Origin of the sequence: Rhizobium sp. YTU87027 (assembly GCF_050644135.1) — a bacterium.
GTDB lineage: Bacteria > Pseudomonadota > Alphaproteobacteria > Rhizobiales > Rhizobiaceae > Rhizobium.
Window position 1 is genome coordinate 878416 of the sequence record NZ_CP098441.1, and the last position, 25457, is coordinate 903872.

Here is a 25457-nt window from a genome sequence, read left to right on the forward strand (position 1 = left end):
CGGTTGCCAAGTTGTGATCAATATGTATGATGAATTTAACCGAGGGTTCCGGGAGGGCATGATGGACCACACCGATTTTACCAGCCGCTTCGCGATCGACCCGAAGACGGCGGCAAGGTTCAGCACAGCCGAGTTGCGCGAGAATTTCCTGTTGCCGCCGCTCTTCGTGCCAGGGCGCATTCAGCTGCACTACACCAACTACGACCGGATGATTGTCGGTGGCGCGATGCCGACTTCTGCTCCACTGGCACTGGAAACGATCAAGCCGGCCGGCACCGACGCGCTACTTGCCCGGCGCGAGCTGATCGCAGTCAATATTGGCGGTGCGGGTATCGTTACCGTCGACGGCGAGGCGTTGCGGGCCGACACCCGGGACATGGTCTATGCCGGCATGGGGAGTTCGGTGACGTTCCAGTCGCTTGCCGCCGAGCAGCCGGCAAAGTTCTACCTGCTGAGCGCTCCGGCCCATGTCCGCCACCCTCACAAACACATCGGCATCGCCGCTGCCAAGCGGGTCGATCTGGGCTCGCAGGCAACCAGCAACGAACGCTCGATCTTCCAGTTCATCCATCCAGAGGGCGCCAGAACCTGTCAGCTCGTCGTCGGCATGACGACGCTTGCGGCGGGGTCGGTCTGGAACACCATGCCCTGCCATGTGCATGACCGACGCATGGAGGCCTATCTCTACTTCGATCTGCCGGAAAAGGCCCGCGTCCTGCATCTGATGGGCGAGCCTGACGAGACGCGCCACCTCATCGTCAAGAACGAGGAGGCCATCCTGTCGCCTGGCTGGTCGATCCATTCCGGGGCCGGCACGTCGAGCTACGCCTTCATCTGGGCAATGGCCGGCGACAATGTCGACTACACCGACGTCGATCTCGTCGCCATCGAAGATCTGAAGTGAGGATAGATGATGACAGCGAGTGATCTGTTCGTATCGGCTAAGGGCGTCAAGTGGGTCAATCCGGAACCGGGTGTTACCCGCCGCGTCATGACCTATCTGCCAGAGATGATGATGGTGGAGGTCGCCTTCGAAAAGGATGCCGTCGGGGCACAGCATTCGCATCCGCATATTCAGGCAAGCTATGTGGCCGAAGGCCGTTTCGAGGTGACGATCGATGGCCGCACCGAAATCCTTGATCAGGGTGGAAGCTTCATCGTTCCTCCCAACCTCGTGCATGGGGTCAAGGCGCTGGAAAAGGGCCGGCTGATCGATACCTTCACACCGCATCGCGCCGAATTCCTGAGGTGAAGCTCAGATGACGATGTTCGACCTTTCCGGTAAGGTGGCAGTGGTCACCGGTGCCAATACCGGCCTTGGCCAGGCGATCGCTGTCGCGCTGGCTGCAGCCGGTGCTTCGATCGTTGCCGTCGGCCGCTCGGCGATGGACGAAACCGAGGTTGCGGTTCGCAAGACCGGTGCAGGCTTTCACGCCATCAGGGCCGATCTCGGCTCGATCGAGCCGGTAAAGGCCATCGTCGACGAAACGGTGGCGACCTTCGGGAAGCTCGACATCCTGGTCAACAATGCCGGCATTATCCGCCGCGCCGACGCCATCGACTTCACCGAGGCCGATTGGGATGCGGTCATCGACATCAACCTGAAGAGCGTCTTCTTTCTGTCGCAGGCTGCTGCCCGGCATATGCTGGAACGAGGTGGCGGCAAGATTATCAACATCGCCTCGCTATTGTCCTTCCAGGGCGGCATCCGCATTCCCTCCTATACGGCCTCGAAGAGTGGACTTGCCGGATTGACGCGTCTTTTGGCCTGCGAGTGGGCGGCCAGGGGCATCAACGTCAATGCCATTGCGCCGGGCTATTTCGTGACCAACAATACTGCGGCCTTGCGAGAGGATCCGGACCGCAATGCCGCCATCCTTGCCCGCATCCCGGCCGGCCATTGGGGTGATCCTGAGCAACTCGGCGGCTCAGCGGTCTTTCTGGCATCACGGGCCTCCGACTATGTCCACGGCATCGTCCTGCCCGTCGATGGCGGATGGCTGGCGCGGTAACCGTTCGCCGTTCACGCTCACGGCTCCAACGGGCATGAAGCTCTCTTCAACCGTTGGCCCCAAGTATCGATTTCAACTCTTGCAGTCCGTCGAGCAAGGTCTGTCGGCCACTGTCGGTCGCGCTTGCGGGCAGATATTGTTTCAGCAGTTGATCTTCCTGCGCGCGCGAGACGGTTACCACCTGCGCGCCATTGAGCGAGGTGGTAACCGAGGCCTCTCGTCGAACGTAGTCGGTATTGCTCGAGTTGGCGATATTCGTTGAAACGATGCTGCTTTGATAGCTCGTCGTGCTGAATATGCCTTTCGTCGTGTTGCTAAGCAGACAGTGACATGGCGGCTCGCCCTTATCGTTTCAGGTTGACGAGGACGTCCATGATATCGGAACCGGTCTGGAACACCTTTGAATTGGCCGTGTAGGAGCGCTGGGATTCGATCATTTCGGTCAATTCCCCGGCGAGATCGACATTCGAGCTTTCCAGAGCACCGGATTGGATGGAGCCAAGGCCATTCGATTGCGGGAAGCCGGTGACCGTCACCCCCGACGCGCCATTGGCGCTATAAACGTTGCCACTCAGCAATGTGAGATTGTCAGGGCTGGCAACGGTTGCAAGCGGGATCTGATAAAGCGGTTTTGTCGTTCCGTTCGAATAGGCGACCGTGACGACGCCATCCGTGCCGATGCTGACGGAGCTGACCGTGCTTGCCGCCTGACCGTCGGCGGTGCCCGTTGCGGCGAAGTCCGACGAGAGCTGGGTAAAGCCGGAATAGTCCATCGTAATCGTCTTGGCGGTCACCGGATCGACAATGTCGGTATTGGTTGCCGAGGTCAGCTGGCCGTCAGCATCAAAGCTGAGGCTGGCGACGCTGACGGCGCTCGAGGAGTAGGGGAAGGACGTCGTGCCACCGGTGGTGGCGTCCGCGTTGCGGTAAACGGCAACTTCCCAGGTGGTGCCGGTGATGGCCCCATTTGCGTCTGTCGTTTCAGCGGTCTTGGTGAAGTAATAGTCGTATTGCACCGTATTGCCGAGGCTGTCGTAGGCGACAAGCGACATCTTCTTGGTATCGTCGGTGATGGTCGTCGCGTCATTGGCGCTCGGTAGCGTGGTCGTGTCCGACACGACTTCGGCGCTTGAATCCAGGTTGCCGCTGAAAGAGGCCGAGGTCGAAGCGATCGCGCTGAGAGCGGACTGGGATACGTTGACCGGCACAAGGCCATCGAAGCCGTTGACGACGACCGCCGGCGCGCCCGAGTCATAGGAGTAGCCCATCAGCGTGTAACCTGCACTGTTGACGAGATTGCCACTCGAATCGACAGAGAAATCTCCGGCACGTGTCAGCACAGGTGTTCCGTCCGCACCGGTGACGATGAAGAAGCCGTCACCGGAAATCGCAAGATCGTAAGCGGAGGTCGTGTAGGAGATGTCGCCCTGTTCGGCGACGGCCTGACGCACCGACGTCTGTACGCCGCCAGAATTGTAGTTGCCGGATGTAGAGGGGAGAACGAGCGACGAGAAGGACGTCGACACCGATTTATAGCCCGCCGTATTGGCGTTGGCTATGTTATCCGCAACCGTGCTCAAGCGGTTCGCCTGGGCCGTCATTCCCGATACCGCGGTCTTCATGCTGCCGAAGATGCTCATGGCATTTTTCCTTTCGTGAGACGTCAAGGGGACATGCCGTCCGCAGGGCGCGCGCAAGGCCGCACGGCAAACGTGTGCCGTGTGTGATGGCCCAAGGCGCGATGAGGACTAGGCGAGTTCGCTGCGGATCATCCGCACGCACCGCTGGATCTGCCCGTGTCGGAATGTGCAGCGGTGAATCATTACAGAACTTAAGGGTACCGTAAACATGGCGCTAACTTCTTCAACCCTAGAAATCATCAATGATTTGCTCTAGCCAGGCTCGTGAGCTCTGGTTCGATCGAGCGACAGCGCAAAGCCGTGGAAAGCTCTGGCGGCGTTTGCTTATTTAGCTGTAAGTGGTTGACGCTGCTCGCAAGACTGTGATCTGTAAGCTGTGCGCTATGCCTGGGCGACGAGCTGCCGCATCCCGCGCCAATCACTTTGTGCCAATGTATCCGCCCGGATTGACTGAGCTTGTGAACGTGCCCGAACAGAAACTTGAACGACAGGAAGAAAAACGGCCCCGGGGTCGTCCTCCGAGTTCCGATGATGCAACGCGCCGCATGCAGGTCATAGAAATTGCGCGGCAGACATTTGCTGAACTTGGCTATGCAGGCACAACCACAGATGTGGTCGCCACGCGCTGTCAGATATCGAAGCAGACCCTGTACCGCTTGTTTCCCAGCAAGCAGGAGCTGTTTGTTGCTGCAGCCAAAGTCTCAGAACAGACACTCCTGGCGCTACCAAGACCGATGGATGAGCAAGCGTCGATCGAGGAGACGATCGCCAGGATATTCAAGACCGAGCAGGGTGATGATCTTGAGGATGATCGGGCCACATTTGTCCGGACGATCATCAGGGACTCGTCTCTTGCTCCGGAATTGGCGCAAGCAAGCAGAGACGCGATTTTTCTCGCCAGGCATGATCTTGCCGACTGGCTAGGTGCGCAGGTCGAAAAAGGCCTGCTTTACCTTGACGATCCGCCAAGTGCTGCGCGCCTGTTGATGGACATGATGTTTGGGGGAATGTACCCACCTGACGGATGGAGCAGTCCCGAAAGGAAGCGGGAACATCTTGGGCTGTGCATTAAGGTCTTCCTGAGGGGCGCGGTCCCTTGATTTTCGGTACGTATAGGTACTAAACCCCTTTGTGAGCGTTCAGGAGGCTTTGGCCCGCTGATCGTCGAGGGCTGCAACGCATGCAAAGAGCGGTCAGAGAGTGAAGCAGCGACCCAGGGCTCCCTTTTCAGAAGCGGCGCTTCAGCGCACCCTCCTGCGGGTCCTCAGGCCGATCGTGCGGCTGTGCCTGGCGAGCGGCCTGAACTTTGTGGCATTTTCTGCCCTGATGCGGCGCCTCTTCATTGACGTTGCAGAAGAAGACTTTGCTCTCAAGGACAAGAAGCAAACCGACAGCCGCATATCCTTACTGACCGGCATCCACCGCAAGGACGTCAGCCGTCTTCGAACAAGCGAAATGACGGTCGAACCCTTGCCCGCGCCGGCCTCGCGAACGAGCCGGATCATCGCTCGCTGGCTTGCTGATTCGCGCGCTTGCGACGAGGCGGGTATTGCCAAGGCGCTGCCGCGCGTTTCGTCCGACGGAGAGTTTTCCTTCGAGCGTCTCGTTGCGGCTGTTACGAAGGATGTCCATCCAAGAGCTGTCCTGGATGAATGGGTCGATCGCGGACTTGCAATCATCGATGAAGAGGATCGCGTCCACCTCAGCGCCGCCTCGCTCATTTCCAACACAGATGCGGAAGCGCAGCGGCACTATTTTACGCGCAATCTTCACGACCATGCCGCCGCAGCCGTGGAGAACATCCTTGCCGACGCGCCCCCGTTTTTCGAGCGGGCCGTCCACTACAACAACATTTCCGAAGCGCTCGCCGAACGTCTGGACAAGGCAAGCCGAGAAGAAGCCATGGCGATGCTTCTCCGGCTCAATCGGCTCGCCAATCAGGCGATCGAGGGCGATCCCGGCGGAGATCGGCGCTGGATCGCCGGTGTTTATGTCATGCAAGCGCAAGATAGCCCGGTCGGCCCGGTCGCAGGCGAGGTCGACGAATGAAGCCGTCGATCCTGTTGCGACGTCAATTCTTGCTGGGGGTTGCTTGCCTGCCGATCACGCAGGCGGCCAACGCCGCCGAAAAGCCTAGGCCTCACGATCATGGTATCGGAGGAACCGGTCAATCCATCGTCGGTGGTGATGATCATGGCATCGGCGGGACCGGTATCGTTGGCACCATCCAGGGCTTCGGCAGCATCATCGTCAATGGCCGGCGTATTCCATATGCGCGCAACGTCCCGGTCTTTATCGACGGTCGGCGCGTCGATCCGAACGAGATGCGCGTCGGCCACGTCGTTCGCGTGCTGCTTGGTGGACCGAATGCTCAGGCGATCCACATCACCAGTGAGGTCGTTGGGCCTGTGTCAGCGATCAACAAGCGGCAGATGACCGTCCTTGCGCAGCGGATCGATTTGAGCGAGGCGCTGCCCCTGCCACGTCTGAAGCCAGGACAGGTCGTCGCGGTCTTTGGAATTCGAAAGCCGGACGGCACCATTGTCGCGAGCCGGATCGAAAAGCGTAAGCGGTTTGCCGCTCCGCTACTGAGGGGTGTTGCGGAGCGTCAGAACGGACAGGTTCGCGTTGCCGGATTTCCGATCGGGCGACGTTCAACTCAATTGATTGGACGGCGTGTCGTCGTGGGGTTCTCCATAATCAGCGGAGAGTGGCGACCAGAACGTGTTGACGCAGAAGAGGTTGTGCCGGGCCTGACCGCTGGTAGCGTCAATGTCGAGACCTTTGTCGAGCGCAACGGTTCTGGCATGCGGGCAGGGCTCGGGATCCATGTGGGCGAAAGGGGTGCAGGCGCTTTATCAGACAATGGGCGCGCATTCCTCGATGTGCCGATTTCGGGTGGCGTTTTCGAGCCTCATTCACGTGGACCTGGTCGGCCCGACGGACCTCCCCGGTTCGATCCGGACAGACCGGGCGGCCCACCACCGGGACAACCGGGGACGGGACGTTCGATGCCTGACCGAGCGGGCGGGCCCCCGCCCCAGGGGGCGCCGTCGCAAATGGGCGATCCTCCTGGGCCACCACCAGGTCCACCGCCTGACTGACCGCCAACATCTCTCACGTCACCGTCCTGTCGGCATTGACGCTGGCGTCGGCAAACTGCTGACTTCTTGACAAATGGGATTTTTTCCCATTTATCTACGACCAACAAGCAGACAGCAAGTTGCGTGGCCCGGAGAAAAGGAGACCTGTCCTTGGACGACGTGTTGCATTTCACTGCCATTTCGTCGCAGCGACGCGACGCGGCGCGGCCGGCCTTTTCCTGTGAATTTCCGTCAATCCACGCCGAGGTCTCTCAAGTCGTCGTGACCTGGGAAAACCACAATGAAATTTTTGAGCTGTTCCGTCGGGCCAATAGCATCGCGCTCCAGATTGCCGATCTTTGGGAAGCGACCAAAAGTCGCCGCCTCAGCCAGGATGATGTCGACTTTCTGACCGGTCTGATGGCGATACAGGCCCAGTTGGCAAGGGCACTGTCGCAGGCAGACTGACTTTGGCAGGCAAAGCCACTTCGCCTGTCACTTTCATCAATGAAGCCGGGCGCTTGCGCAATCGCCCTTCAGCAGTGGGGCGATAGCGGCCGACAGCGTCTGCATATCGAAGCAGATATCTGCGACCAAACATGTAACGATCGCTTCGCATAGACGTTCGACCTCGGGCGGAATTCCGACAATCTCGTCGCCCTGCGCGTCAAACACACCGGTGCGAGGCCATGCGCGCTTTTGCAGCGGGTGAGACTTTTGACCTGAGAACGGCAAGAGATCGATGAGATCGGAGGCAAGCCGAACCGCGCCTTCCAGGTCCTCTTCTTGCGTCATCACCAAATCCAGGTTCCGATTGGACATCATGCGCTGCCTCTTAAGAACTCTTGAGTTGAGCAACAGCAAGCAGCGTGTCCGCGCTGATCGACGTGGCGCTGCCGCTGAGGATGGTTGCCGCGCTCGAGGTCGTGGTCCCGTTGCTCATGTCGTACATCGCGGTAAAGCGCTTGATCAGATCTTGGACCTTGTCGGGATCGCCCAGGTCATCGATGTCGATGAAATTCGTGATCATGTCGGCCTGCTTGTCGACATCCATGTTCGAGACGTAGCTCGAAAGGCCGAAGGTCGTCGTGAAGAACTCAAACAGCGCGTCGTCGCCGAGGATGTCGTAGGCGCTGGAAATCGTCGGCGCCTTGCGCTCGAAATAAAGGGCCAGGCGCACGCCGGTATTGCTGTCTCCCTGATCGCTCTCCAGCGTTTGCCGGATATAGTTGTTCACGGTCTCAAGCACGTCGCCACGCTGCTGGACAGTCCCTTCCGGGTCGGAGGACAGGTTCCCGTCCGTGTCAAAGTTGAACGAGGCAACGATCTCCGCGAACCGATTGTCAGACAGGCTATTGACGTAGCTGTCGGGGTCGTCCGGATCGGATGCGAACATCTTTTCCAACTCGTCGTCCGTCACATCATCAGGATCGATGCCCTTTGCTACCAGGATCAGATTCACGAGACGGTCGTCCGCCAACACGTCAGAGGCCGTCTTCAATGTTGCCATCTGCGTGTTGAAATAGGTCATCTCGGTGTCAGCAGCGTCCGAGGCGTCCGTCGCTTCCGTGCCGGTGAGGTATCGGATCTTGTTTTCCTTGTAGTCGGCAACGAAGTCGTCGATGACCGATTGCGACATGGCGAGGTGCGGAACCTCGGTGTTGCCGTCGGAATCGAAATTGAATGAAGCGCGCAGCGCCGTGAACCTGTCATCATTGAGCTGGTTCACGTAATTGCTCGGATCGTCCAGATCGCTTTCCAGTATTTTTCGGAACTGGGTCTTTGTGACTTCGGACGAGTCGATTCCAAAGGCGCGTAGCGCCATCTGCCACAATTCGGCGTCATCGTCGTTGTCGTCGTCATCATCATCGGCGTTCGACGTCAGGAAGTCGTCGATGCTGGTGACGTCCGCGATGCGGCTCTTGTAGTTGTCAACCGAACCATCAATCCAGCTGTCGATACTGGTGACGTAATTTTCCGAGAAGGCAGCCGTTGTCTCTGAGGTCTGATCGCTGGTTTGGGCTGTCGTTCCGTCTGCCAGTTCACCGTCGGAATCGAAATTGAACGCATCATGCAGATCGCTGAGCCCAATGGCCGTCGCAAGCGACGAACTCTTCAATGCCGCCGAGATGTAGTTGTCGGGATCCGAATCGCTCACACCATAAGCGGTGCGCAGGTACGCGACGAGCTTGTCGTCGGCCATCAAGTCGGCGACGGACGTGATGTTGCCGATCGTGTCTTCAAAGTAGGTGGTATAGGCGTCGCCGACCGAACTCGATGCGAAGGTCGATACGGAAATCGCATACATGCTTTCGACCTGAGACTTCTGGTCATCGCTCTGCACCGGATCGCCTGCCGTACCGTCGGTGTCGAAATTGAACGCCTTGGCGAGATTGACGTACACGTCATCGTCCAATTGGTTGACGAAGCTATCGGGATCGTCGACGTCGCTGGTCAAAACATTGCGCAGGAAGCTGGTGGAGGTGTAGTCGGTGCTAAGGCCGAACGCCTTCAGCACGTAGTTGCGAAGCCGGCTGCTGCCGAGAAGCTCATCGACGGAGGTCACCTCGTCGATCGTGCTGTCATAATAGTCGGTTTCCGTGGCGGTCGCTTCCGTCTCCTCGTCGAACGAACTCTCGTAGTCGTCAAGAAGGGAAGTCTGTTGCACATCGGTCTGGGCAGTCGCGTCCTCGCCGACGAATTTGAATGCCGCAGCAAATTGCGTATAGCGGCTATCGCTCAAGGTGTTTGCGAAGCTCGATGAGTCGCTAAGGTCGCTTTCAAGGACCTTTTTCATGAAGGCCTTGGCATAGGTCATGTCTTCGAGACCATAAGCCTTCATTGCATAGGAATAGAGGCGGTAGTTATCCATGAATTCATCGACGGTGGTCACCTTGCCGATGTTTTCCTTGTAGTAGGCGGTCTCGTTCGCAACCGCACCTTTCGAGGCTACCGCCGAAAGCGTCTTGCTCAGATTGTTCGTGACGCTAAGATAGTTGAGATAGGTAGAAACCATGACCCCCCCGGACAGAGCAGGCCAACGCAAAAGCCGGCGCGGCTGCCGCCGCAAGGCGTTGCCGGGGCTTCATGTTCACCTGCCGTATGCTCAATGCTTGGGTGGCCGCTGCATTGGCCGAGCAGGCGCCAGAAAGACACGATCGTCATCAAGGCGCACAGCCTGTAATTCATTACAGAACCCATTGGTTCTATAAATGATTCCCTGACGGATCGCCAGCATTTCTTATCATAGCATTGCGTTGTCTTCGAAGGCTGCGTCGGCATGCCCTTCGTCAGCGTAATCGCCAGATTGGCGAAGCAATAGGTCACGCGTGCGCTCGAGCGTGAGCAGGATGGGGTCCTTGCGAACCGAATAGAATATTGCCTGTGATACCCGCCGTGGTGTGACGAACTGGCAGGCTCTCATGATGGCGAGATGCTGGGATAATGCCGACTGACCAAGGTTCAGCATCTTGGAAAGCGCGCTGACGTGAAGCTCGCCGGAGGCGAGATGGTCGAGTATGGCCAGACGGTTCGCATTTCCGAGTACAGACAGGTGCTCGGCCATTGATTTGATATTCGGATTCCCAGAATGGCGGGTCATGAGTGCCTCAAGAAGGAAAAAGATGCCCTCGCTGCATGCGCAAACCCTGCAGCGTTGAATGGACGGTTGGGGATGCAAGCTTCCGTGCGGACTAGTTCGGCCGCACGATTGGCCCTGAACGCAACGCCGGGCCGGGATATGGGCTGGGGCAGCGACCAGATCGTCGCGCCTGCTGCAAGTTCAAGATCGCGACAAGTCGCTGATCATGCCGAATAAGAAGAGTGGACATCATGTTCACCGGATTGAAAGGCCTTGGCGAGACGATCCTCCATAGGATTAAACAGATCGTTAAAATAGCTGCCTTTCAGATTGAAAAGACTGAATTTTATGGCTTTGCGACGAAAAAGGAATAATTTTTAGTACGAATTGGTTCTGTATTTGTGGAAACCGCGGCGGCAATTGTTGGCGGCACTTAAGCTAATACCGAATCACCGCGCAGCGGCGCCGCGCGCAAATATGCTTATGCATCGTTCCAAATGGGCCTTGCGTGCGTTGCGGTCGGGCCAGGCCTGTGCCTGTCCCTCCGGCGGCCCCATGCCTCCAAAGATCATGTCCATCAGCATGCGCGCGCCGCTTTCGTGATCGGCTATTTTCAGTTTGCCGCGCGCTTCCTGTTCGGCGAGCCACTGCGCCAGCATTTGCCTTGACCGGATCATTCCTTCCTCGTGAAGGACATCGCGCAGCTCGGGAAATTGTCCAAACTCGCGCATCACGAGATGGATGAATGCAGCGCGCTCCTCGTCTTCCGCATCCCCGATGTCGATCATGAAGATCTGATGAAGCGCTTCGGCGATTGGCAGGTCTTCCTCCTGCGGGCGGGGGAGCGCCAACATCATTCTACGATGGGCCACAACGATCGCGGCAAAGAGCTCTTCCTTGCTGGTAAAGAGCTTGTACAGCGTCTGCTTGGAGATGTTGCAACGACGCGCGACCAGTGCCGTCGTCGTGCCGGCGTAACCATGCTCCACAAAAACCTTGCGTGCCTCCTCGACGATGAGGGTCCTCTTGTCTTCATCGCTGGAGACCTTCGGTCGACCCCGGGGTCGAGCCAGTTGTCCAATTGCAGGGAAATTGCCTGAATCATCCATATAAATCACCGGCCTACAGAATTTCGGCTCCCGAATCGGCGGCTCGCCTGAGCCGGCAATGTCAACTACGACTTCTTGCCAGCAGCCTTGTTGTTGCGAGTTGAACCGACTCCCATTAGAGAACTCATTAGTTCTGTAATGCGTCGCCCCACCCATCTTCGTCGCATAGGAGCGCTCTATGACAACAATCGCGTCGACATCGGCCACCACGTCCTACCGGTACACGAAACTCGCTTCGGCTACCACTGAAAGTCAATCAATTTCCTCTAATGTTGCCGCTGCCGGGAGCTCGGGCGGAGTTTCCTCCACAGCGTCGGACGACAGCGCGTCGATCGACAGCGCGCAAAAGCTGCTGTCTCAGTTGATGTCCATGCTGATGAGTATGCAGCAAGGCCAAACCACATCCGGTGGCGACCAGCCCGGCACCGACACGGCGCAAGATGATCGCGTCACATCAATGGACACGGACGGCGACGGTCAGGTCAGTATGGCCGAATTCGTTGCAGCGCGTCCATCTGATGTAAGCGAGGACCAGGCAACAAGTCTCTTCAACAGCTTTGACACGGAAGGTTCGGGGTCGCTGACGGTCGATCAGCTGCAGGAGGCAATGTCGGCAAATGCGCCGCCGATGGGCGCAGGACCTCCGCCTGCGCGGTCGTCATCGTCATCCTCGTCGGACGGGTCGTCTTCTGATCTGTTTACCTCACTCGATACGGACGGCGACGGTGTCGTTAGCCAGGAAGAGTTCGTTGCAGGGCGTCCGTCCGATGTAAGCGAGGAGCAGGCGGCAAATCTCTTCAACAGCTTTGACACGGAAGGTTCCGGCTCGCTGACGGCCGACCGGTTGCAGGAGGCAATGTCGGCAAATGCGCCGCCGATCGGCGCTGGCTCTCCGCCGCCGTCGTCGTCGGACGATTCACTTTCCGACCTGTTCAGCTCGTTGGATACGGACGGCGACGGCGTCATCAGCCAGGCAGAGTTTGCTGCCGGACGGCCCGACGATGTGAGCGAGGAGCAGGCAACAGCATTGTTCGAAAGCATGGATACGGACGGCGCCGGGTCGATCACCAAGGATCAGTTTGTCGACGCAATGAAGCCCCAGCTGCCACCGTCAGCTGATTTCCAGTACCCGGACTTCGCAAGCGAGGAGGCAGAGGCGCAGGCGTTCATGGTTTAGGACGCGACTGCCCTCTTGAGGCCGGGGGCGTCAATGAAGGGCATCCACCCTTTCAATAGCTGACGCCCCCGGTTTTCGAAGACGTGTTGATCGCTGTGCCCGTCGCCGCGGACGGTTGGTGTGCCGGTGTCAGATCACTGGTGTCAGATCAAGGGGTTTCATCCCGGTTGGATGCGCCTTTCGCCACGGCAATAGCTTATTATTCTGGCCGGGATCGGCTGTCCGGGCCAGACATGCAGTAGCCTTCCGGCTCCCCACGCCGGTTAAGGGGAATTGATCGACGGCAGGAAGAACTCGACCTCTCTGCGGCGGCGTGCTTCCAAACCCTCGACACGATCATGCCAGAACTTTTCTGCGGCAGGCGGATCCGCCTCCCATGCGCGCACAGTCTGCTGGTTGTCGTCGATCTTGACGCGCCTCTTCCCGCCGAGCCGGAGATATTCTTCTGCAATCCGGCGGCCCTCCGTCATTTCCATGTCGAATCACGTCCTTTCAGCTGGCTTGGCGACGCATTTGTCGCTTAACCAGGAAACGATCCTCGCGAGCCATTGTTCCCTCAAGAGTATCGGCAGAATGCTCAAGAAAGCTGGGTCACCCGCTCTTCATCAAGCGCGTCGATGACGGCGCCCCACAAGGCGTCGACTTCCGCCTTGGCGTCAATCGATGCGACATTGCTCCGGCTTGCCTCCAACACGGCCTCGGCCATCGCGGCTGCGTCGGCATGGGTGTCGACCAGGCGTATCGCACCACCGTCGACCAGCTTGCGAAAGAGGCTGTGGTGCGAGAGGGCATCGTGCCGCTGCGGCCGGTTGACGACGACGGGCTTTCCCGAAAAGCTCGCCGCCAGCACGCTTGCCCGACGTGCCGTCAGCCCCTCGGAGAACAAATAGCAGAAGACGTCGACGTGCTTGAAAATGCCAAACAGCTCCTCGGCGCCGGCAACATAGCCCGTTACCGCGACGCGGCCGGAAATGCCGAGCTTGTCGGCCAGCGCATAGAAATCGCGCTCCACATTGTCGCTGCCGCGGATGAACGATCCGACAAACACGACGCCGACATCGTGACCGAGGGCCAAAAGGCGCGCGGCAATTTCCAGAACCGCCGTGGATTGCTTCTTCGGGTAGATCGAGCCGAACTGTCCAAGGATGAGTCGTCCGGCCTTGCCCTGTTCATCGAGCGTGCGGGCAACAGAGCCATCATGCGGCTTGTCGGGCAAGGCAAGGTTCGGCGGGATGGGAATGACGCCGCGCCGTCGGGTTGACAAGGCAGACAGCGGGCTCTTGGCAAATTCGGCGGCTACTTCAGGCGCTGAAAACAGGATCCGTGTCGCGAGCATCACCACCGGGACCAAAACCAGGCGGCGTTTCCAATCGAGAGCATCCCATTCGTGAAGCACTACGATGAGTTCCTTTTGATGCAGCCGCGTGCTGAGCGCTGCGACAATCGGTTCGGCAAGTTTCTTCTTCCAGGCCACAACAGGGAAGTTGAGGATGGCGGCGTCCGCATCGACAAGCGCCGCCTTGAGCCGACGGATATCGCCGTCAAGCACATGCCGGTCAGCCCGTTCGCAAAGCCGCAGACCAGTCTGCCGCGCAAACTCCTCGACCCCGCAGGTTTGGGCTGCGTCGGAGACCAGTGCGAGATAGCGACGTTTCGCCATAGGGGACCTTTTCAACAGATGGGCAACGGGCGTGCCACACAGCGTTGATACCGTCTTTTCGTAAAGGCCGGCTTACAATTTTTTTGCCTCGAGCCTGCCCCATCTTCAGCCGGAGTTCCTGCGATTATCACGTGTCTATCAGGGGTTAACTATACGAAGAGGTTTTGCAGCGATCCTTCGCCGAAACGGCTAACTATCGGCTCTGTTCCTGAACTGATCCCCGTTTCGAAGGTGCGTGAATGACTAGGCATAGCAGTGCGTCAGCGCGTCTGAGTTATTCGATGAACGAGTGGCCGACCAACCGGCTCGGAAGCCTGCCGATCGTGCGGGCCGGGATGGAGGATTCCGCCGATGCCTTCATTCGGCTCGCGCTCGAGCGCAGGGGCGCCGGTGGGCGCCCCTTCTATTCCACCTCGGCAAACGGTCAGGTGATCGCGCTTTGTGAACACGATGCCAATTTTCGCTCGATGACGCGTCAGGCCGACCAGATTCATGCCGACGGCATGTCGGTCGTGATCTTCTCGAGACTATCGTCTGCCGAACCATTGCCGGAGCGTGTCGCCACGACCGATCTCGTGCATGCCGTTGCGGAGCGCGCCGCGCAGGCCGGGGTCAGTTTCTACTTCCTCGGTGCCAGCGAGGAGGTGAACGCCCGAGCAGTCGAGAACATGTCCAAGGCCTATCCCGGGCTTCGTTTTGCCGGCCGGCGCAACGGCTATTTCGACCGCGCCGAGGAGGAGGCTGTTGTCCAGGCGATCAATGCGGCCGCTCCGGACATTCTGTGGATCGGATTCGGCGTACCGCTGGAGCAGCAGTTTGTCGTGCGAAACATCCACAAATTGCACAATGTCGGTCTGATCAAGACCTCCGGCGGTCTGTTCGACTTCCTGGCCGGCAGCAAGAGACGCGCACCTGACTGGATGCAGAAGATGGGCCTTGAGTGGCTCTACCGCATGCTCCTTGAGCCGCGTCGGCTGACAACGCGCTATCTGACCACCAATCCGGTTGCCATCTATGCGATGCTCCGCCATTCGCTGCGGGCCTTGTCTGCAGGTCGTTGATCGGGACGACGATCATGAACCCTTCAATTTCGCTGATTACACCGAGCTATCGCGGCGACCTTGAGAGCTGCCGTCTTCTGAGTGACTCGATCGACCGATACGTCACCGGCTACGATATGCACTACATCGTGATCGGTGACGAGGATGCTGAAGCCTTTGCCTCCTTCGAGGGAAAAAGGCGCCAGGTCATCGTCTCGTCCACCCTGCTTCCACCACTCTGGTCGTTGCCAAAGTGGCGCGGACGACGTTACTGGTGGGCACCGCACCTTCGCTTGCCCGTCTACGGCTGGCACCTGCAGCAGATGCGCAAGATCGCCATGACCCTGGCGCAGCCGAGCGAACGTGTGATGTGCATCGATTCCGACAATTGTTTCTGCCGTCCGCTCGACCTGAGCGTGATCGCCTCGACACCGAAGCTCGCGCACTATGTAGCGCCGGGCGATGTCAATCCATCACGGCCGAGCCATGTCCGCTGGTGGCAAAATGCCCATCGGCTGCTTGGCCTGCGGGCGCCGGCGCTGCCGGGTGACGATTTCATAAGCCAGATGGTGGTGTGGGAGCAGCGCACGGTCGCCTCCATGGTAAAGCGCATCGAAGGTACAAGCGGCCTTCCCTGGTGGCATGCGCTCGCCCGCGTAAGGCATTTTTCCGAATATCTGCTTTATGGTGTCGCAGTGGCCAATGACCCTGAGCTTGCCGAAAGGCACGAACGTGTTTCGCAAAGCCCGTGCCTGACTTACTGGGAGGGGCCGGCGCTCGACGCGGCCGGGTTGGCCGCGTTCATGGATGGGTTGAAGCCCGGGCAGACAACGATCGCCGTTCAGTCGCATACGCGCACACCAATTAAGGTGATCCGCGAGGTTGCGCTTGGTTGATGCAGCCTAATTGCTGGCCTGGTAAGGGGTCGGCAAGAACCCGAGGCTTGCCAGTGTGCGGCCGAGCGACACCAAAAGCGGATGACTTGCCGGCAGCAGTCGCCGGGTCTGCAAAAACAGCGCTATCGATCGCAGTGAGCCGGCGCCAATACTGAGAGCGTTCTTTGCGAGAACACGTGTTGCTGACGCACTGTGGATCCGATCAATGACATAGTTGATGCTTCCGGTGCGCAGCGAGCGCGTCATCAGGAAACGGGCCGACACACGCTCCTGCGGTACGAACTCGCGGATCACCGCCTCCGCGCACCACCAGGTCTTGAAACCGGCTTTGCGGCATCTGGTGAAGAACTCCATGTCGCCGCCGCCTAGAAAGTTGAAGCGGACATCGAAGAGCGGCGAGGCGAGACCGGCAAATACGCGCCGGCGGATCAGGCAGTTGCCGGAGCCGTGGATCTGGTCGATTGCGCGCGTCGAGCCCTCAATCGAGCCGAAGAGCAGGTGGCGCGTGACAGCGTCGGACACCGGCACTTCGAACTCCCGTACGACCGGTCCTCCGACGATGTCGGCGCTCTCGCGTTTGGCCGTACCGACAATTGCGCCAAGCCAGCCGGGAAGGGCCATTTCGTCGTCGTCGATCATCAGAAGAAACTCGGCGTCGGGAAACGCCGCCATTGCCTCGCCGAAAGCACGGTTGATGGCGTAGCAATTGCCCTGTCGTTCCTCCGTCAGGACCAGGAATGGCCGGTCTGCTGTGGCGAGGAATTCGCGGGCATAGACCGCGCCGGCCGGGTTGGCCGCGTCGTTGTCGACAACGACGATGGCAAAGCCAAAATCGGTAACCTGGTCGACCAAGGATGTCAGCGTGCGTTGAAGCCATGCCGGCCGACGGAAAGTCGGGACGCAGACGACTGCCTCAACGGACCCTTTGCTTTGCTGCATCATCCAAACCTCAATCGGCGGGTTGTCGTTGCCGCACAGGGCAACGTCGCCGACAATCGGCGGTGAAGCTGTAAATGGCTGGCGCGCATTCTACAATTGACGGCTGAGCATGAGGTTAACGCGACTTCAGAATGACCAGTGCGTCGACCGGGGATGAGGGATCGAGGCTCGCCTTGAGTGCCGGCGATGACGGCGCGCTGACCACGAGACCGGCATTGGCCTGCAATCTCAGGCCGAAGACGGCAATCAGCATGGTGAACCAGATCGGTCCGCTGTTGCCGAAAAACGGGCTTTCAAGGCAGGCAAGAAATAGCGAGAACAGCCAGATCCGCAAGAACAGGCGCGTCAATGCGACGTCGTTTTTGCCGGCAAGCGCGCGGCGAGCGTAGCCGATGGGCAGGATCACCAGCCAGATGACGACCATTACCAGCGCCGGGATGCCGCCATTGATCAGCTGCTCGACGTAGCCGTTGTGGGAATTGGCGGCGGTCACCGCCCACGTGGTCATCGCCTGGCCGCTGTTAAACAGCGCGTCGGTCTGCCAGAACGACTGAAAGCCGTAGCCGAGGATCGGTCGCTCGGCGATTGCCGAAAGGGCCAGACGCCAGATCGAGCCGCGGTCGGTGAAGGTCGGATCAATGCCGGCTGAGGCAAGCAGAGCGCTGAAACTCGAAGACATGGCCGCAGTCAGCAACATAGCATTCAAACTCACGAGGCCGCCGACCAGGAGCAGCGTTCCGAAACCGGTCCAGCGTTCAAAAATCCAGGCAAGCAGCAGGATTGCCGGAAGCATCGCAGCCGAGGTCTTGCCCCCTGCATGAAGAACGAAGAAGCCGGCAGACAACGCAATCAGTATCCCAAGCCGTCCCTGTCCTGCCTTTGCGATGTAAAACCCGAAGAAAACGGCATAGACCATTGCGGCAGCAGCAACATTCTTGTGGCCAAAATGACCGCGCCAGTCGCCCGCAAGCGACTGCTCCAGTGCATCTGTTGCCTGGTGGATGGCAAGGTGTGGAAGCGCGATGACGCCAAAATAGGAAAGCCCGGTAGTGATGGTCAGGCCGATGCACATGAGCTTTGCAAACTGCTGACCATCTCTTGGAATGAGCAGCACCGCATTTGCGCAGAGGCAGACCAGGATCGCAAAGACAATGCGTCGGAATGCGGCACTTGGATCGCCGGCAAAAAGGCCGGTGAAGAGCAGCCAGACGAGCAGGCAGATCAGCAAGCCATAGGGGCGCAGCAGCAGATGGCGGGCCGGGCTTTGAAGCACGGTATGCAGCACCACGGCCGACATGGCGATGACGATCAACTGGTTGAGGACGTTCGAAGTGCCGCCGTACGGCGTCGAAAGGCTGGTGGCGTTCGGATCGGGAAACGGGTTCAATCCGACCCAGAAGTAGCCGAAGACGGCCAGGAACAAAAAGGCTGCGAAGGCAGCCCTCCTTTCAAGCTTGGCAGTCTTGCCCGTGTCAGCCATCGGCTTGGCCCGGCGCCGTGCTCAGCCGACGATAGTCGCGCCAAAGCCCGGACAGGACTGCGATGGCAATGCCGAGCCCGAGGCCTGCAACGCCACCGGCGCCGGCCAGCACATAGCCGCGTGGCGGGAAGCTGCGGGCCGTCGGGACGACTGCCGGCGACACGATCCGCACATTGGTCGTGTCGATCTGCTGGCGTTCGGCAGCTTCTCCAGCCCTCGCCATGAATGTTTCGTACACTGTCGCCTTGGCGCGTGCCTCGCGTTCCAGTTCGCGCAGATGGATCTGCGCGGCGGTATCCTGGAAGACCGAGGATTTCATCTGGTTGGCTTCGGCGTTCAAGGCGTCAAGGGCTGACCTTGCCTGATCGAGTTCGGCTTTCGCGGCTTGCACAATGCGCGCCGTCTCGGCATCGATCTGGCCTTCCAGCGCTTTCAACTGGGGCTGCAGCGACAGGATCATTGGATGGCGTGGCCCAAGCACGGCGGATTGAGAGGTTACGCGTTGTCGCAGCGTCGAATATTGCGTGCGCAGCATGGTCATCGTTTCCGATTGCAGCGCAGAGGCGTTCAGCCGGTTCCTCGGATTGGTCGATATGAGCTCGTTATAACGTGATTGCGCCTGTATGACGCGCGCTTTGGCGTCGATCAGCTGCGTATTCGTCTGGTTTGACATCAGCGTGCTGACAAGCTCGCCTGAACTCGACTGCAACCCCTGTTCGCGCTTGAATGCCTCGACGGCAGCCTCTGCCTTGGCAACCTCTGTCTTCAGATCCCCGAGCCGCGCAAACAGCGAGTTCGCCGCCCGCCCGGCACCTTCCGATTCGGCCCTGGCGAGTTCTTCCTGGAAGGCGCTGGCAATAGCATTGGTGATGGCGACGGACTTGGCGGCGTCTTGTGTCCACACGGCAATGTTGACGATGAAAGAGCGTTCGTCGCGCCGGGCCGTCACGCGCTTTGCAAGTGTACGAAGTGCGTCGCCGGCCGGGTCCTTGGAATTCGGTGCAACGAACTCCGGATCAGCGGTAAGCTTCAGATCGCCGATCACGCGGCTCAAGACGTTGCCCGACGTTAAAACCCGCAACTTGCTTTCGACATCGAGCAGCTGCGTATCCCTCTGCATGCTTTCGGAGAAGATGTCGTCGGCGACCACCCGCAGGTTCGACGGGTCGACGAGAAGATCGATCCCGGCCATAAAGCGCGGCTTGATCACAAACACCACGGCGTAGCCCGCGACCATGCCGAGAATGGCAAAGGCAACGATCCAGACGAGACCCCGGCGCAACCAATCGAGGACGCGTGTGAGGTCGAACCGAAAGAGTTCCTGGAAGACAATGGAGCTGTCCTGGCTCGCAGGCGGCTCGGCAAGCTTGAGGACTGGCCGCGGTTGCGTGACAACGTCATCGCGTGGCTCCCGGCTCCTCGTCCAGCCTCGTGTACTGATGACCGGAGTCTGATGTCGGGGGGCAGCTTCGTACATGGGGGCGGGTTCTGGCGGCGGGTTCTGATTGACACGGCGCGAAAGCGCAAATCCATGGTTAAGAGACCTGATTTTCCTTAAGTATCCATTAATAGCGATTTCAATTGTCGCGTGCGCGCGAAGCAAGTCTCGACTAAACAGTAGACAATGAAGGTCTTGCCCGCGCGCGCGGTCGAAATTCTGGTTCATTTATAAGCAATCTCAAGGATATCCATTCATGCGCAGGCGGGATTTCGTTCTCGGCGCATTGGGTGCCGGACTGGCATCCTCCGGCGCACTCGACCCTTTTGTCCGAACTGAGCGAACTGCCAGGGCAGCCTATGCAAGAGGGGGCATTCCTTACGGTGCGGCGGTGCGCACCGATCTTCTCGATACGGAATATGACTACAAGGCGGCGATTGTCGACCATTGCCAGCTTGTCGTCGGCGAGGGTGGGCTGAAGTGGTTCGATTTGCGCCCCAGCCAGGACCAGTTCGTGTTCGACCAGCCTGACCGGCTGATTGCTTTTGCCGATCAGAACGGCATGAAAATGCGTGGTCACACGCTTGCCTGGTACGGCGCCATGCCGGAATGGACGCAGACCATCGCAAGCGCGGCGCAAGCCGAGCGCGAACTCGTCCATCACATCACCACGGTCGTCGCACGCTACCAGGGTCGGATTCCAAGCTGGGATGTCGTCAACGAGGCGATCGCCGAACATCCCGAGAGCGGCGCGACGATCCGTGGTTCAATCTGGCAGGAGCGTCTCGGCAAGCGCTACATCGAGCTTGCACTGCGCACGACGGCCGCGATTGATCCCTCCGCACAGCTCGTCATCAACGACTACAATATCGAAAACCCGACGCAGCAATGCCGTGACCGGCGCCAGGCGTTGCTCGACCTCCTGCGCGATCTCAAGGATCGCGACGTGCCGCTCCATGCCGTTGGCATCCAGGGCCATCTGCCGGGTGACATGGAAATCGACAAGGAGGGCCTTTCGAAATTCGTCGAAGCGGTGAAGGCAATGCAGCTCGAGGTTCTCGTGACCGAACTTGATGTGATCGACAACAAGCTGCCGGCTCTCGAATATGACCGTGACCAGCTTGTTGCCGCACGAGCGCACGACTTCCTCGGCGCAATCTTTGACGCAGCACGGCCGAGTGCCATCCTGACCTGGGGCATCACCGATCGCTATACCTGGGTGCCGATGTGGTTCAAGCGCGATGACGGCAAGCCCAACCGTCCGCTGCCGCTTGATGCCGGATGTCGGCCCAAGGCGCTGATGACGGTAATCGACGAATTCACGCGTGCGGCCGAATGATGTTTCGCCAGATCTCGACTTATATGATTGCCAACGCCGTTTCGGCGTTGTTCGGGTTCGTTTCAGTCGTGCTCTTCACCCGCATGCTGAGCCCTCACGAATACGGTATTTATGTCGTGGGCACAGGCGTTGCCGGCGTCATAACGACCCTGCTGTTCGGGTGGATAAAATTCTCGGTGCTGCGTTTCGATTCCGAGGGTGGATCGAAGGACGTCCGCACCACCGCGCTCTGTGGCTATATCGGACTGATGCTTTTCAGTCCGCTTGTCATTCTGGCAACCTGGCTGATCGCCGAGGATTCCTCGACCTATGTCGTACCTGCCGTCTTCGTTGCCTTCATGGTCGGACTTTTCGAATTTGTGCAGGAAGTGTTCCGCGCCCGTCAAGAGACCGGCGCCTACATGTGGTCGGTCATCTTGCGCGCGGTCTTGACCCTCGTCTTCTCCACAGCCCTGGTCATGGTGTTCGGCATGGGGGGGCAGGGCCTGCTTGCGAGCGTCGCCTGCTCTTATCTCGTGACCTTGTTGGTATATGCGCCTGGCGTGTGGCGCCGACCGCGCCATCCGTTCGATACCGGATTGCTGAAGGATATGCTGCGCTTTGGCCTGCCGATGACGGCTTCGTCCTTCATCTTCGTGCTGCACACGGTTCTCGACCGCATGATCATCGTGACCTATATCGGTGAGACGGCCGCCGGCGTCTATGGTGCGGCAGCAGATCTGGTCCGGCAGATCATCCTGTTTCCCGGTGTCGCGATCGGTTCGGCAACCATTCCCGTGGCGATCCGTCTTTTGGCGCAGGAGGGCCACAAGGCCACCAACCGGCATCTGATGGAAACAGCCGAGGTGCTGTTGACGGTGCTGATGCCGATGGTCGTCGGACTGGCGCTGGTCGCGCCGGGCTTTGCCAGTCTGATCCTTGGCGCCGAGTTTCGTGATGCCGCGGCAACCCTCATCCCGATCCTGGTCTTTGCCTGGCTATTTCGCTCGATCTCCTATCAGTTCGTGCATGTGAGCTTCCAGCTGGCAAAGAAACCGGGCCTGATGGGCGCGCAGGGTATGATCATTCTGGCGATCAACATCATCGGCATGTTCGTCCTCGTTCCACGGTTCCAACTGGTTGGCGCCGCATGGGCGCTGTTGATTGCTGAAATTGGGGGCGTCATCGCCGGCTACTTCCTCTCCTATCGTGCCCATCGCTTGCCGCTCGAACTTCGTCCGATCGTCAAGGTCAGTCTCGCAACCGCAACAATGGCGGTGCCGACGTTCATCGTCGGCAGGCATCCGACCGGCAATGCCGTTTTCGACCTGAGCGTGCCGATCGTGACGGGTGTCGTCGTTTACGCATCTGCCGCATTCGCACTCAATCTGTCCGGCGTCCGCCTGGCGCTGACCCGGCGGCTGCGGCCAGCCTGATTGGAAATACGGTCTATGACCAACCGATAGCCAGAATAACACCCATCAGATTCTCCTAATTTCTTAACGCATCAAGTATATCAGTGAGGAATACATTCGACCGGCATTCGATCGGGACGCTTTGCAGGGTAAGGTGATGGTGAAACAGACGGCTATGAACCAGGAAGAAGGCAAGGGGCGTTCCGCCTCGCAGCCGACTGCCTTCGGGTCGCATATTGGCCTGTTTACGGCAGCCGGTCGTGACGCAGCCAAGAGCGATGTTGCGGTGCTTCTCCTCAACCCCTGGGGCATGGAGGAAATGTGCACACGCCGGTTCTACCGCATCCTGGCCGAACGGTTCGCCGACATCGGTGTTGCAAGTCTGCGCTTCGATTATCCGGGAACAGCAAATTCGCTCGACGACACCGCAACCGAGCGCGGACTGTCGGCGTGGTCAGAGGTGATCGGCAAGGCCGCCTTCGAACTCAAGGCGCTTTCGGGCGCCCGCAGCGTGATTTTTGTCGGTCAGGGCATTGGTGCCAGTCTTGCTCTCATGCAGGCCCATTGCGAGCCATCTCTTATAGCGATTGCCCTTTTGGCGCCGGTATTGAAAGGGCGTGTCTATCTGCGCGAGCTTTCGTTGTTTTCGAGGCTCATCGACGATGGACTTGGCATAAAGCCGGAGCTGCGTGACAGCGCAGCCGGATCAATCGCTGGATTACGCATGCCGCGCGCCGTTGCAGACGATATCAAGGCAATCGACCTCAACGGCCTCCAGATCACCAACAAGCCCGCCATTTTCCTTGCCGAGCGGCCGGGATTCGAGGCCGATACCACGTTTCGCGACAAGCTGGAGGCTGCCGGCTGCAAGCTTCGCGCGATAGCCTTTGCGGGATATGATGCGCTCGTTTCCAACCCGCTGAACCAGGATATTCCCGGCGCACTTGTTGACGCGCTGATCGACTGGCTGCAATCGCTGCCGCAATATCGGGGCCGCAGTGCACTGCCGGCAAAAAAGCCCAGCTCGAATGCATCGGTCCGGCTGGGGCGAATTCGCGAAACATCCGTTCGCTTCGGGCCAGATGACCGGCTTTACGGGGTCTTGTGCGAACCGACTGGCGGATCCGCCGGCGTGAGCGCCGTGATTTTAACGACTGCTTACGATCATACGGCCGGTTGGGCCCGTTCCGCCGTCGAGCTTGCACGCGAGCTCGCAACGGTTGGCGTCGCGTCCTTGCGTTTTGATAGTGCCGGTGTCGGGGACAGCCCCCCGGTCTCATGGCGGCGCAAACAGGTCCTCTACGACGAGGCCCAAATTGCCGATGTCGCAATCGCTCGAGACTATGTTGACAGCCTCGGCAGTAGCCAACGCACCCTTCTGATCGGACGCTGCAGTGGTGCCTATGTTGCGTTCAGAAGTACAGTTGACGATCCGCGCTGGGATGCCTGCCTGATCGTCAATCCCGTGGCTTTCCGCTGGCGTTTCAAAGGCTTGCCGAAGACCCTGAAAGCCTATCTCAGAAATGTGCTGGATCTCGAAACGGTTCGCCGCCTGTGGGCAGGCGACGTGGATCTTGCGGCGGTGACCAGGAACATCTCCATGCGTCTGGTCGACCGGATGGCGGGTAGCCTGTCTCCCGTCTTTGCGCCGGCCAGGCCGCTCACGCAGCTCACAAGACAGGTGCATGGTGATTTTCATCTACTCGCCAGCCGTGGCACGCAGTTGTCGATCATCTATACCGAAGGAGACGAGGGGCAGGAAATGTTCCGGGTAAACTTCGGCACCGCGGGCGAAAAACTGTCCGCTTACCCGAACGTGCAACTGCATCTGTTTCCTGACGCCGACCACAATCTGACACCGCAGCCGGCGCGCGAAAGGCTGATCGAACTGGCAAAGCGACAAGCTCTTGCGCTTGGCGATCATCGACGGGACAAACGCGCCGTTCACGCCTGATCGGTGGCATTGCGGTTCGGCCGGATTCGAGGGGCATGCCGTCCAGGCGCTCCTGGTTGCGCTCGTATTTCTATCGTCGAAATGGCCTTCCAAGGGTTGTTTCAGGCTGCGCGTTGCAACTTTCTCTGATGCAATGCCTTGCGCGGCCGTGAAGCGCATATGCGGCGCCTCAACTATTATCCGGTGATGTCTTGATTTAAGCCATACAGCTCACCAAATCATATACTTAAGCGTGAAGCTTCACGCGACGCCTAACAGGCTTCATAATAGGAGGTCATCATGGCAATCACTCTGATGGAAGGAAGGAAAAGGCAGGATTGGGCTAACCTGGTTCTGGCGGTTTGCTTGTTCGTTTCGCCATGGGTCATGGGGTTTGCGGCTGAAGCAATGCCGAGCTGGAACGCCTGGATCGTTGCCGTTATGCTTGGTGCGCTGGCCACAGCAGCACTGTCGGTATTTTCCGAATGGGAGGAATGGGCAAATCTCGTGCTCGGCCTCTGGCTGATTGCGTCGCCCTGGCTGCTTGGCTTTACGGCCAGTGCGAGTGCGATGTGGACGGTCGTCGTGCTCGGTGTGCTCGTTGCTGCCGTGTCGCTGTGGGCAGTCTGGGACGTTCATCATCCGCACGCCCACGCTTAGGCCAGACATGATCCGGTCGCCGCGGCGGTGGGCATCTGAACTGACCACCCACCGCCAGATGACCGTGGGGTCTTGAC

General features: G+C 59.2%; 24 protein-coding genes and 1 pseudogene. 14 read left to right on the plus strand and 11 right to left on the minus strand.

Annotation, left to right across the window (positions count from 1 at the left end):
* The first annotated feature begins 61 nt into the window (after positions 1–61).
* Genes kduI through kduD form a run of 3 tightly spaced genes read left to right on the plus strand, consistent with a single transcriptional unit; the run spans position 62 to position 2012 of the window.
* Positions 62–904 carry a 5-dehydro-4-deoxy-D-glucuronate isomerase gene (gene kduI, locus NBG89_RS22910; protein WP_431324523.1) on the plus strand — a complete coding sequence of 281 codons (843 nt, stop codon included), beginning with the start codon at positions 62–64 and terminating at the stop codon, positions 902–904.
* A gap of 9 nt (positions 905–913) precedes the next feature.
* Positions 914–1252: a cupin domain-containing protein gene (locus tag NBG89_RS22915; RefSeq protein WP_431324524.1), complete on the plus strand. Its 339-nt coding sequence runs from the start codon at positions 914–916 to the stop codon at positions 1250–1252.
* Between the two features lie 7 nt (positions 1253–1259).
* Positions 1260–2012, plus strand: coding sequence for a 2-dehydro-3-deoxy-D-gluconate 5-dehydrogenase KduD (gene kduD / locus NBG89_RS22920; RefSeq protein WP_431324379.1), 753 nt, complete (start codon positions 1260–1262; stop codon positions 2010–2012).
* A 52-nt stretch (positions 2013–2064) separates the two neighbouring features.
* Here the strand turns inward: kduD and flgK are convergent.
* Positions 2065–2334, minus strand: a pseudogene (flgK, locus tag NBG89_RS22925) (flagellar hook-associated protein FlgK); the annotation flags it as partial.
* A 22-nt stretch (positions 2335–2356) separates the two neighbouring features.
* Positions 2357–3652, minus strand: coding sequence for a flagellar hook protein FlgE (locus tag NBG89_RS22930; RefSeq protein WP_431324380.1), 1296 nt, complete (start codon positions 3650–3652; stop codon positions 2357–2359).
* 545 nt (positions 3653–4197) lie between these two features.
* Here NBG89_RS22930 and NBG89_RS22935 point away from each other — a divergent pair.
* The 4 genes from NBG89_RS22935 (at position 4198) to NBG89_RS22950 (ending at position 7203) form a co-directional block, all read left to right on the plus strand.
* Positions 4198–4752, plus strand: a complete 555-nt coding sequence (locus tag NBG89_RS22935) for a TetR/AcrR family transcriptional regulator (RefSeq protein WP_431324381.1) — start codon at positions 4198–4200, stop codon at positions 4750–4752.
* Between the two features lie 100 nt (positions 4753–4852).
* The gene (locus NBG89_RS22940) at positions 4853–5701 is read left to right on the plus strand and encodes a DUF6502 family protein (RefSeq protein WP_431324382.1); all 849 of its coding nucleotides are present in this window, start codon (positions 4853–4855) and stop codon (positions 5699–5701) included.
* Complete coding sequence (locus NBG89_RS22945) at positions 5698–6756, plus strand: DUF5666 domain-containing protein (RefSeq protein ID WP_431324383.1); 1059 nt, start codon at positions 5698–5700, stop codon at positions 6754–6756. The genes NBG89_RS22940 and NBG89_RS22945 overlap by 4 nt, the downstream gene beginning before the upstream one ends.
* Before the next feature lie 150 nt (positions 6757–6906).
* Positions 6907–7203 (plus strand): hypothetical protein, encoded by a 297-nt coding sequence (locus NBG89_RS22950; protein WP_431324384.1) that lies wholly within the window; start codon positions 6907–6909, stop codon positions 7201–7203.
* A gap of 36 nt (positions 7204–7239) precedes the next feature.
* Here NBG89_RS22950 and NBG89_RS22955 read toward each other — a convergent pair whose 3' ends face one another.
* The 4 genes from NBG89_RS22955 to NBG89_RS22970 form a co-directional block, all read right to left on the minus strand.
* On the minus strand, positions 7240–7530 hold the full coding sequence (locus NBG89_RS22955) for a hypothetical protein (protein ID WP_431324385.1): 291 nt from the start codon (positions 7528–7530) through the stop codon (positions 7240–7242).
* Between the two features lie 40 nt (positions 7531–7570).
* Entirely contained in the window at positions 7571–9751 is a 2181-nt protein-coding gene (locus tag NBG89_RS22960) for a DUF1217 domain-containing protein (RefSeq protein ID WP_431324386.1), read from the minus strand.
* Positions 9752–9979: 228 nt separating this feature from the next.
* A complete protein-coding gene (locus NBG89_RS22965) occupies positions 9980–10336 on the minus strand; it encodes an ArsR/SmtB family transcription factor (protein WP_431324387.1) in 357 nt (118 codons plus the stop codon).
* A 428-nt stretch (positions 10337–10764) separates the two neighbouring features.
* Complete coding sequence (locus tag NBG89_RS22970) at positions 10765–11424, minus strand: TetR/AcrR family transcriptional regulator (RefSeq protein ID WP_431324525.1); 660 nt, start codon at positions 11422–11424, stop codon at positions 10765–10767.
* Between the two features lie 178 nt (positions 11425–11602).
* On the opposite strand from NBG89_RS22970, the gene NBG89_RS22975 reads away from it, so the two are divergent.
* Entirely contained in the window at positions 11603–12601 is a 999-nt protein-coding gene (locus NBG89_RS22975; protein ID WP_431324388.1) for an EF-hand domain-containing protein, read from the plus strand.
* Positions 12602–12864: 263 nt separating this feature from the next.
* Here NBG89_RS22975 and NBG89_RS22980 read toward each other — a convergent pair whose 3' ends face one another.
* The gene (locus NBG89_RS22980; protein ID WP_431324389.1) at positions 12865–13077 is read right to left on the minus strand and encodes a hypothetical protein; all 213 of its coding nucleotides are present in this window, start codon (positions 13075–13077) and stop codon (positions 12865–12867) included.
* Positions 13078–13178: 101 nt separating this feature from the next.
* The gene (locus NBG89_RS22985) at positions 13179–14261 is read right to left on the minus strand and encodes a glycosyltransferase (protein WP_431324390.1); all 1083 of its coding nucleotides are present in this window, start codon (positions 14259–14261) and stop codon (positions 13179–13181) included.
* Between the two features lie 281 nt (positions 14262–14542).
* Here NBG89_RS22985 and NBG89_RS22990 point away from each other — a divergent pair, with 281 nt between their 5' ends.
* A complete protein-coding gene (locus NBG89_RS22990) occupies positions 14543–15322 on the plus strand; it encodes a WecB/TagA/CpsF family glycosyltransferase (RefSeq protein WP_431324526.1) in 780 nt (259 codons plus the stop codon).
* 14 nt (positions 15323–15336) lie between these two features.
* Positions 15337–16197, plus strand: coding sequence for a DUF6492 family protein (locus tag NBG89_RS22995; RefSeq protein WP_431324391.1), 861 nt, complete (start codon positions 15337–15339; stop codon positions 16195–16197).
* Between the two features lie 6 nt (positions 16198–16203).
* Here NBG89_RS22995 and NBG89_RS23000 read toward each other — a convergent pair whose 3' ends face one another.
* From NBG89_RS23000 to NBG89_RS23010, 3 genes are all read right to left on the minus strand, one after another.
* Positions 16204–17136 carry a glycosyltransferase family 2 protein gene (locus tag NBG89_RS23000; RefSeq protein WP_431324527.1) on the minus strand — a complete coding sequence of 311 codons (933 nt, stop codon included), beginning with the start codon at positions 17134–17136 and terminating at the stop codon, positions 16204–16206.
* A 115-nt stretch (positions 17137–17251) separates the two neighbouring features.
* Complete coding sequence (locus tag NBG89_RS23005) at positions 17252–18616, minus strand: O-antigen ligase family protein (RefSeq protein ID WP_431324392.1); 1365 nt, start codon at positions 18614–18616, stop codon at positions 17252–17254.
* Positions 18609–20093 (minus strand): GumC family protein, encoded by a 1485-nt coding sequence (locus NBG89_RS23010; RefSeq protein ID WP_431324393.1) that lies wholly within the window; start codon positions 20091–20093, stop codon positions 18609–18611. Before NBG89_RS23010 ends, NBG89_RS23005 begins: the two co-directional genes overlap by 8 nt.
* A 217-nt stretch (positions 20094–20310) precedes the next feature.
* Here NBG89_RS23010 and NBG89_RS23015 point away from each other — a divergent pair, with 217 nt between their 5' ends.
* The 4 genes from NBG89_RS23015 (at position 20311) to NBG89_RS23030 (ending at position 25380) form a co-directional block, all read left to right on the plus strand.
* Positions 20311–21393, plus strand: coding sequence for an endo-1,4-beta-xylanase (locus NBG89_RS23015; RefSeq protein ID WP_431324394.1), 1083 nt, complete (start codon positions 20311–20313; stop codon positions 21391–21393).
* Positions 21390–22808: a lipopolysaccharide biosynthesis protein gene (locus tag NBG89_RS23020; protein ID WP_431324395.1), complete on the plus strand. Its 1419-nt coding sequence runs from the start codon at positions 21390–21392 to the stop codon at positions 22806–22808. Before NBG89_RS23015 ends, NBG89_RS23020 begins: the two co-directional genes overlap by 4 nt.
* A 136-nt stretch (positions 22809–22944) precedes the next feature.
* Positions 22945–24741, plus strand: coding sequence for an alpha/beta fold hydrolase (locus NBG89_RS23025; RefSeq protein WP_431324396.1), 1797 nt, complete (start codon positions 22945–22947; stop codon positions 24739–24741).
* Positions 24742–25020: 279 nt separating this feature from the next.
* Positions 25021–25380 carry an SPW repeat protein gene (locus NBG89_RS23030; protein WP_431324397.1) on the plus strand — a complete coding sequence of 120 codons (360 nt, stop codon included), beginning with the start codon at positions 25021–25023 and terminating at the stop codon, positions 25378–25380.
* The last annotated feature ends 77 nt before the right edge of the window (positions 25381–25457 follow it).

Excerpts from the sequence above, each read along its gene's own strand:
- kduI (WP_431324523.1), top strand. The coding sequence starts at position 62 with ATGGACCACACCGATTTTACCAGCCGCTTCGCGATCGACCCGAAGACG.
- NBG89_RS22915 (WP_431324524.1), top strand. The coding sequence starts at position 914 with ATGACAGCGAGTGATCTGTTCGTATCGGCTAAGGGCGTCAAGTGGGTC.
- kduD (WP_431324379.1), top strand. The coding sequence starts at position 1,260 with ATGACGATGTTCGACCTTTCCGGTAAGGTGGCAGTGGTCACCGGTGCC.
- NBG89_RS22930 (WP_431324380.1), bottom strand. The coding sequence starts at position 3,652 with ATGAGCATCTTCGGCAGCATGAAGACCGCGGTATCGGGAATGACGGCC.
- NBG89_RS22935 (WP_431324381.1), top strand. The coding sequence starts at position 4,198 with ATGCAGGTCATAGAAATTGCGCGGCAGACATTTGCTGAACTTGGCTAT.
- NBG89_RS22945 (WP_431324383.1), top strand. The coding sequence starts at position 5,698 with ATGAAGCCGTCGATCCTGTTGCGACGTCAATTCTTGCTGGGGGTTGCT.
- NBG89_RS22955 (WP_431324385.1), bottom strand. The coding sequence starts at position 7,530 with ATGACGCAAGAAGAGGACCTGGAAGGCGCGGTTCGGCTTGCCTCCGAT.
- NBG89_RS22960 (WP_431324386.1), bottom strand. The coding sequence starts at position 9,751 with ATGGTTTCTACCTATCTCAACTATCTTAGCGTCACGAACAATCTGAGC.
- NBG89_RS22965 (WP_431324387.1), bottom strand. The coding sequence starts at position 10,336 with ATGACCCGCCATTCTGGGAATCCGAATATCAAATCAATGGCCGAGCAC.
- NBG89_RS22970 (WP_431324525.1), bottom strand. The coding sequence starts at position 11,424 with ATGGATGATTCAGGCAATTTCCCTGCAATTGGACAACTGGCTCGACCC.
- NBG89_RS22975 (WP_431324388.1), top strand. The coding sequence starts at position 11,603 with ATGACAACAATCGCGTCGACATCGGCCACCACGTCCTACCGGTACACG.
- NBG89_RS22980 (WP_431324389.1), bottom strand. The coding sequence starts at position 13,077 with ATGGAAATGACGGAGGGCCGCCGGATTGCAGAAGAATATCTCCGGCTC.
- NBG89_RS22985 (WP_431324390.1), bottom strand. The coding sequence starts at position 14,261 with ATGGCGAAACGTCGCTATCTCGCACTGGTCTCCGACGCAGCCCAAACC.
- NBG89_RS22990 (WP_431324526.1), top strand. The coding sequence starts at position 14,543 with ATGAACGAGTGGCCGACCAACCGGCTCGGAAGCCTGCCGATCGTGCGG.
- NBG89_RS22995 (WP_431324391.1), top strand. The coding sequence starts at position 15,337 with ATGAACCCTTCAATTTCGCTGATTACACCGAGCTATCGCGGCGACCTT.
- NBG89_RS23000 (WP_431324527.1), bottom strand. The coding sequence starts at position 17,136 with ATGCAGCAAAGCAAAGGGTCCGTTGAGGCAGTCGTCTGCGTCCCGACT.
- NBG89_RS23005 (WP_431324392.1), bottom strand. The coding sequence starts at position 18,616 with ATGGCTGACACGGGCAAGACTGCCAAGCTTGAAAGGAGGGCTGCCTTC.
- NBG89_RS23010 (WP_431324393.1), bottom strand. The coding sequence starts at position 20,093 with ATGTACGAAGCTGCCCCCCGACATCAGACTCCGGTCATCAGTACACGA.
- NBG89_RS23015 (WP_431324394.1), top strand. The coding sequence starts at position 20,311 with ATGCGCAGGCGGGATTTCGTTCTCGGCGCATTGGGTGCCGGACTGGCA.
- NBG89_RS23020 (WP_431324395.1), top strand. The coding sequence starts at position 21,390 with ATGATGTTTCGCCAGATCTCGACTTATATGATTGCCAACGCCGTTTCG.
- NBG89_RS23025 (WP_431324396.1), top strand. The coding sequence starts at position 22,945 with ATGGTGAAACAGACGGCTATGAACCAGGAAGAAGGCAAGGGGCGTTCC.
- NBG89_RS23030 (WP_431324397.1), top strand. The coding sequence starts at position 25,021 with ATGGCAATCACTCTGATGGAAGGAAGGAAAAGGCAGGATTGGGCTAAC.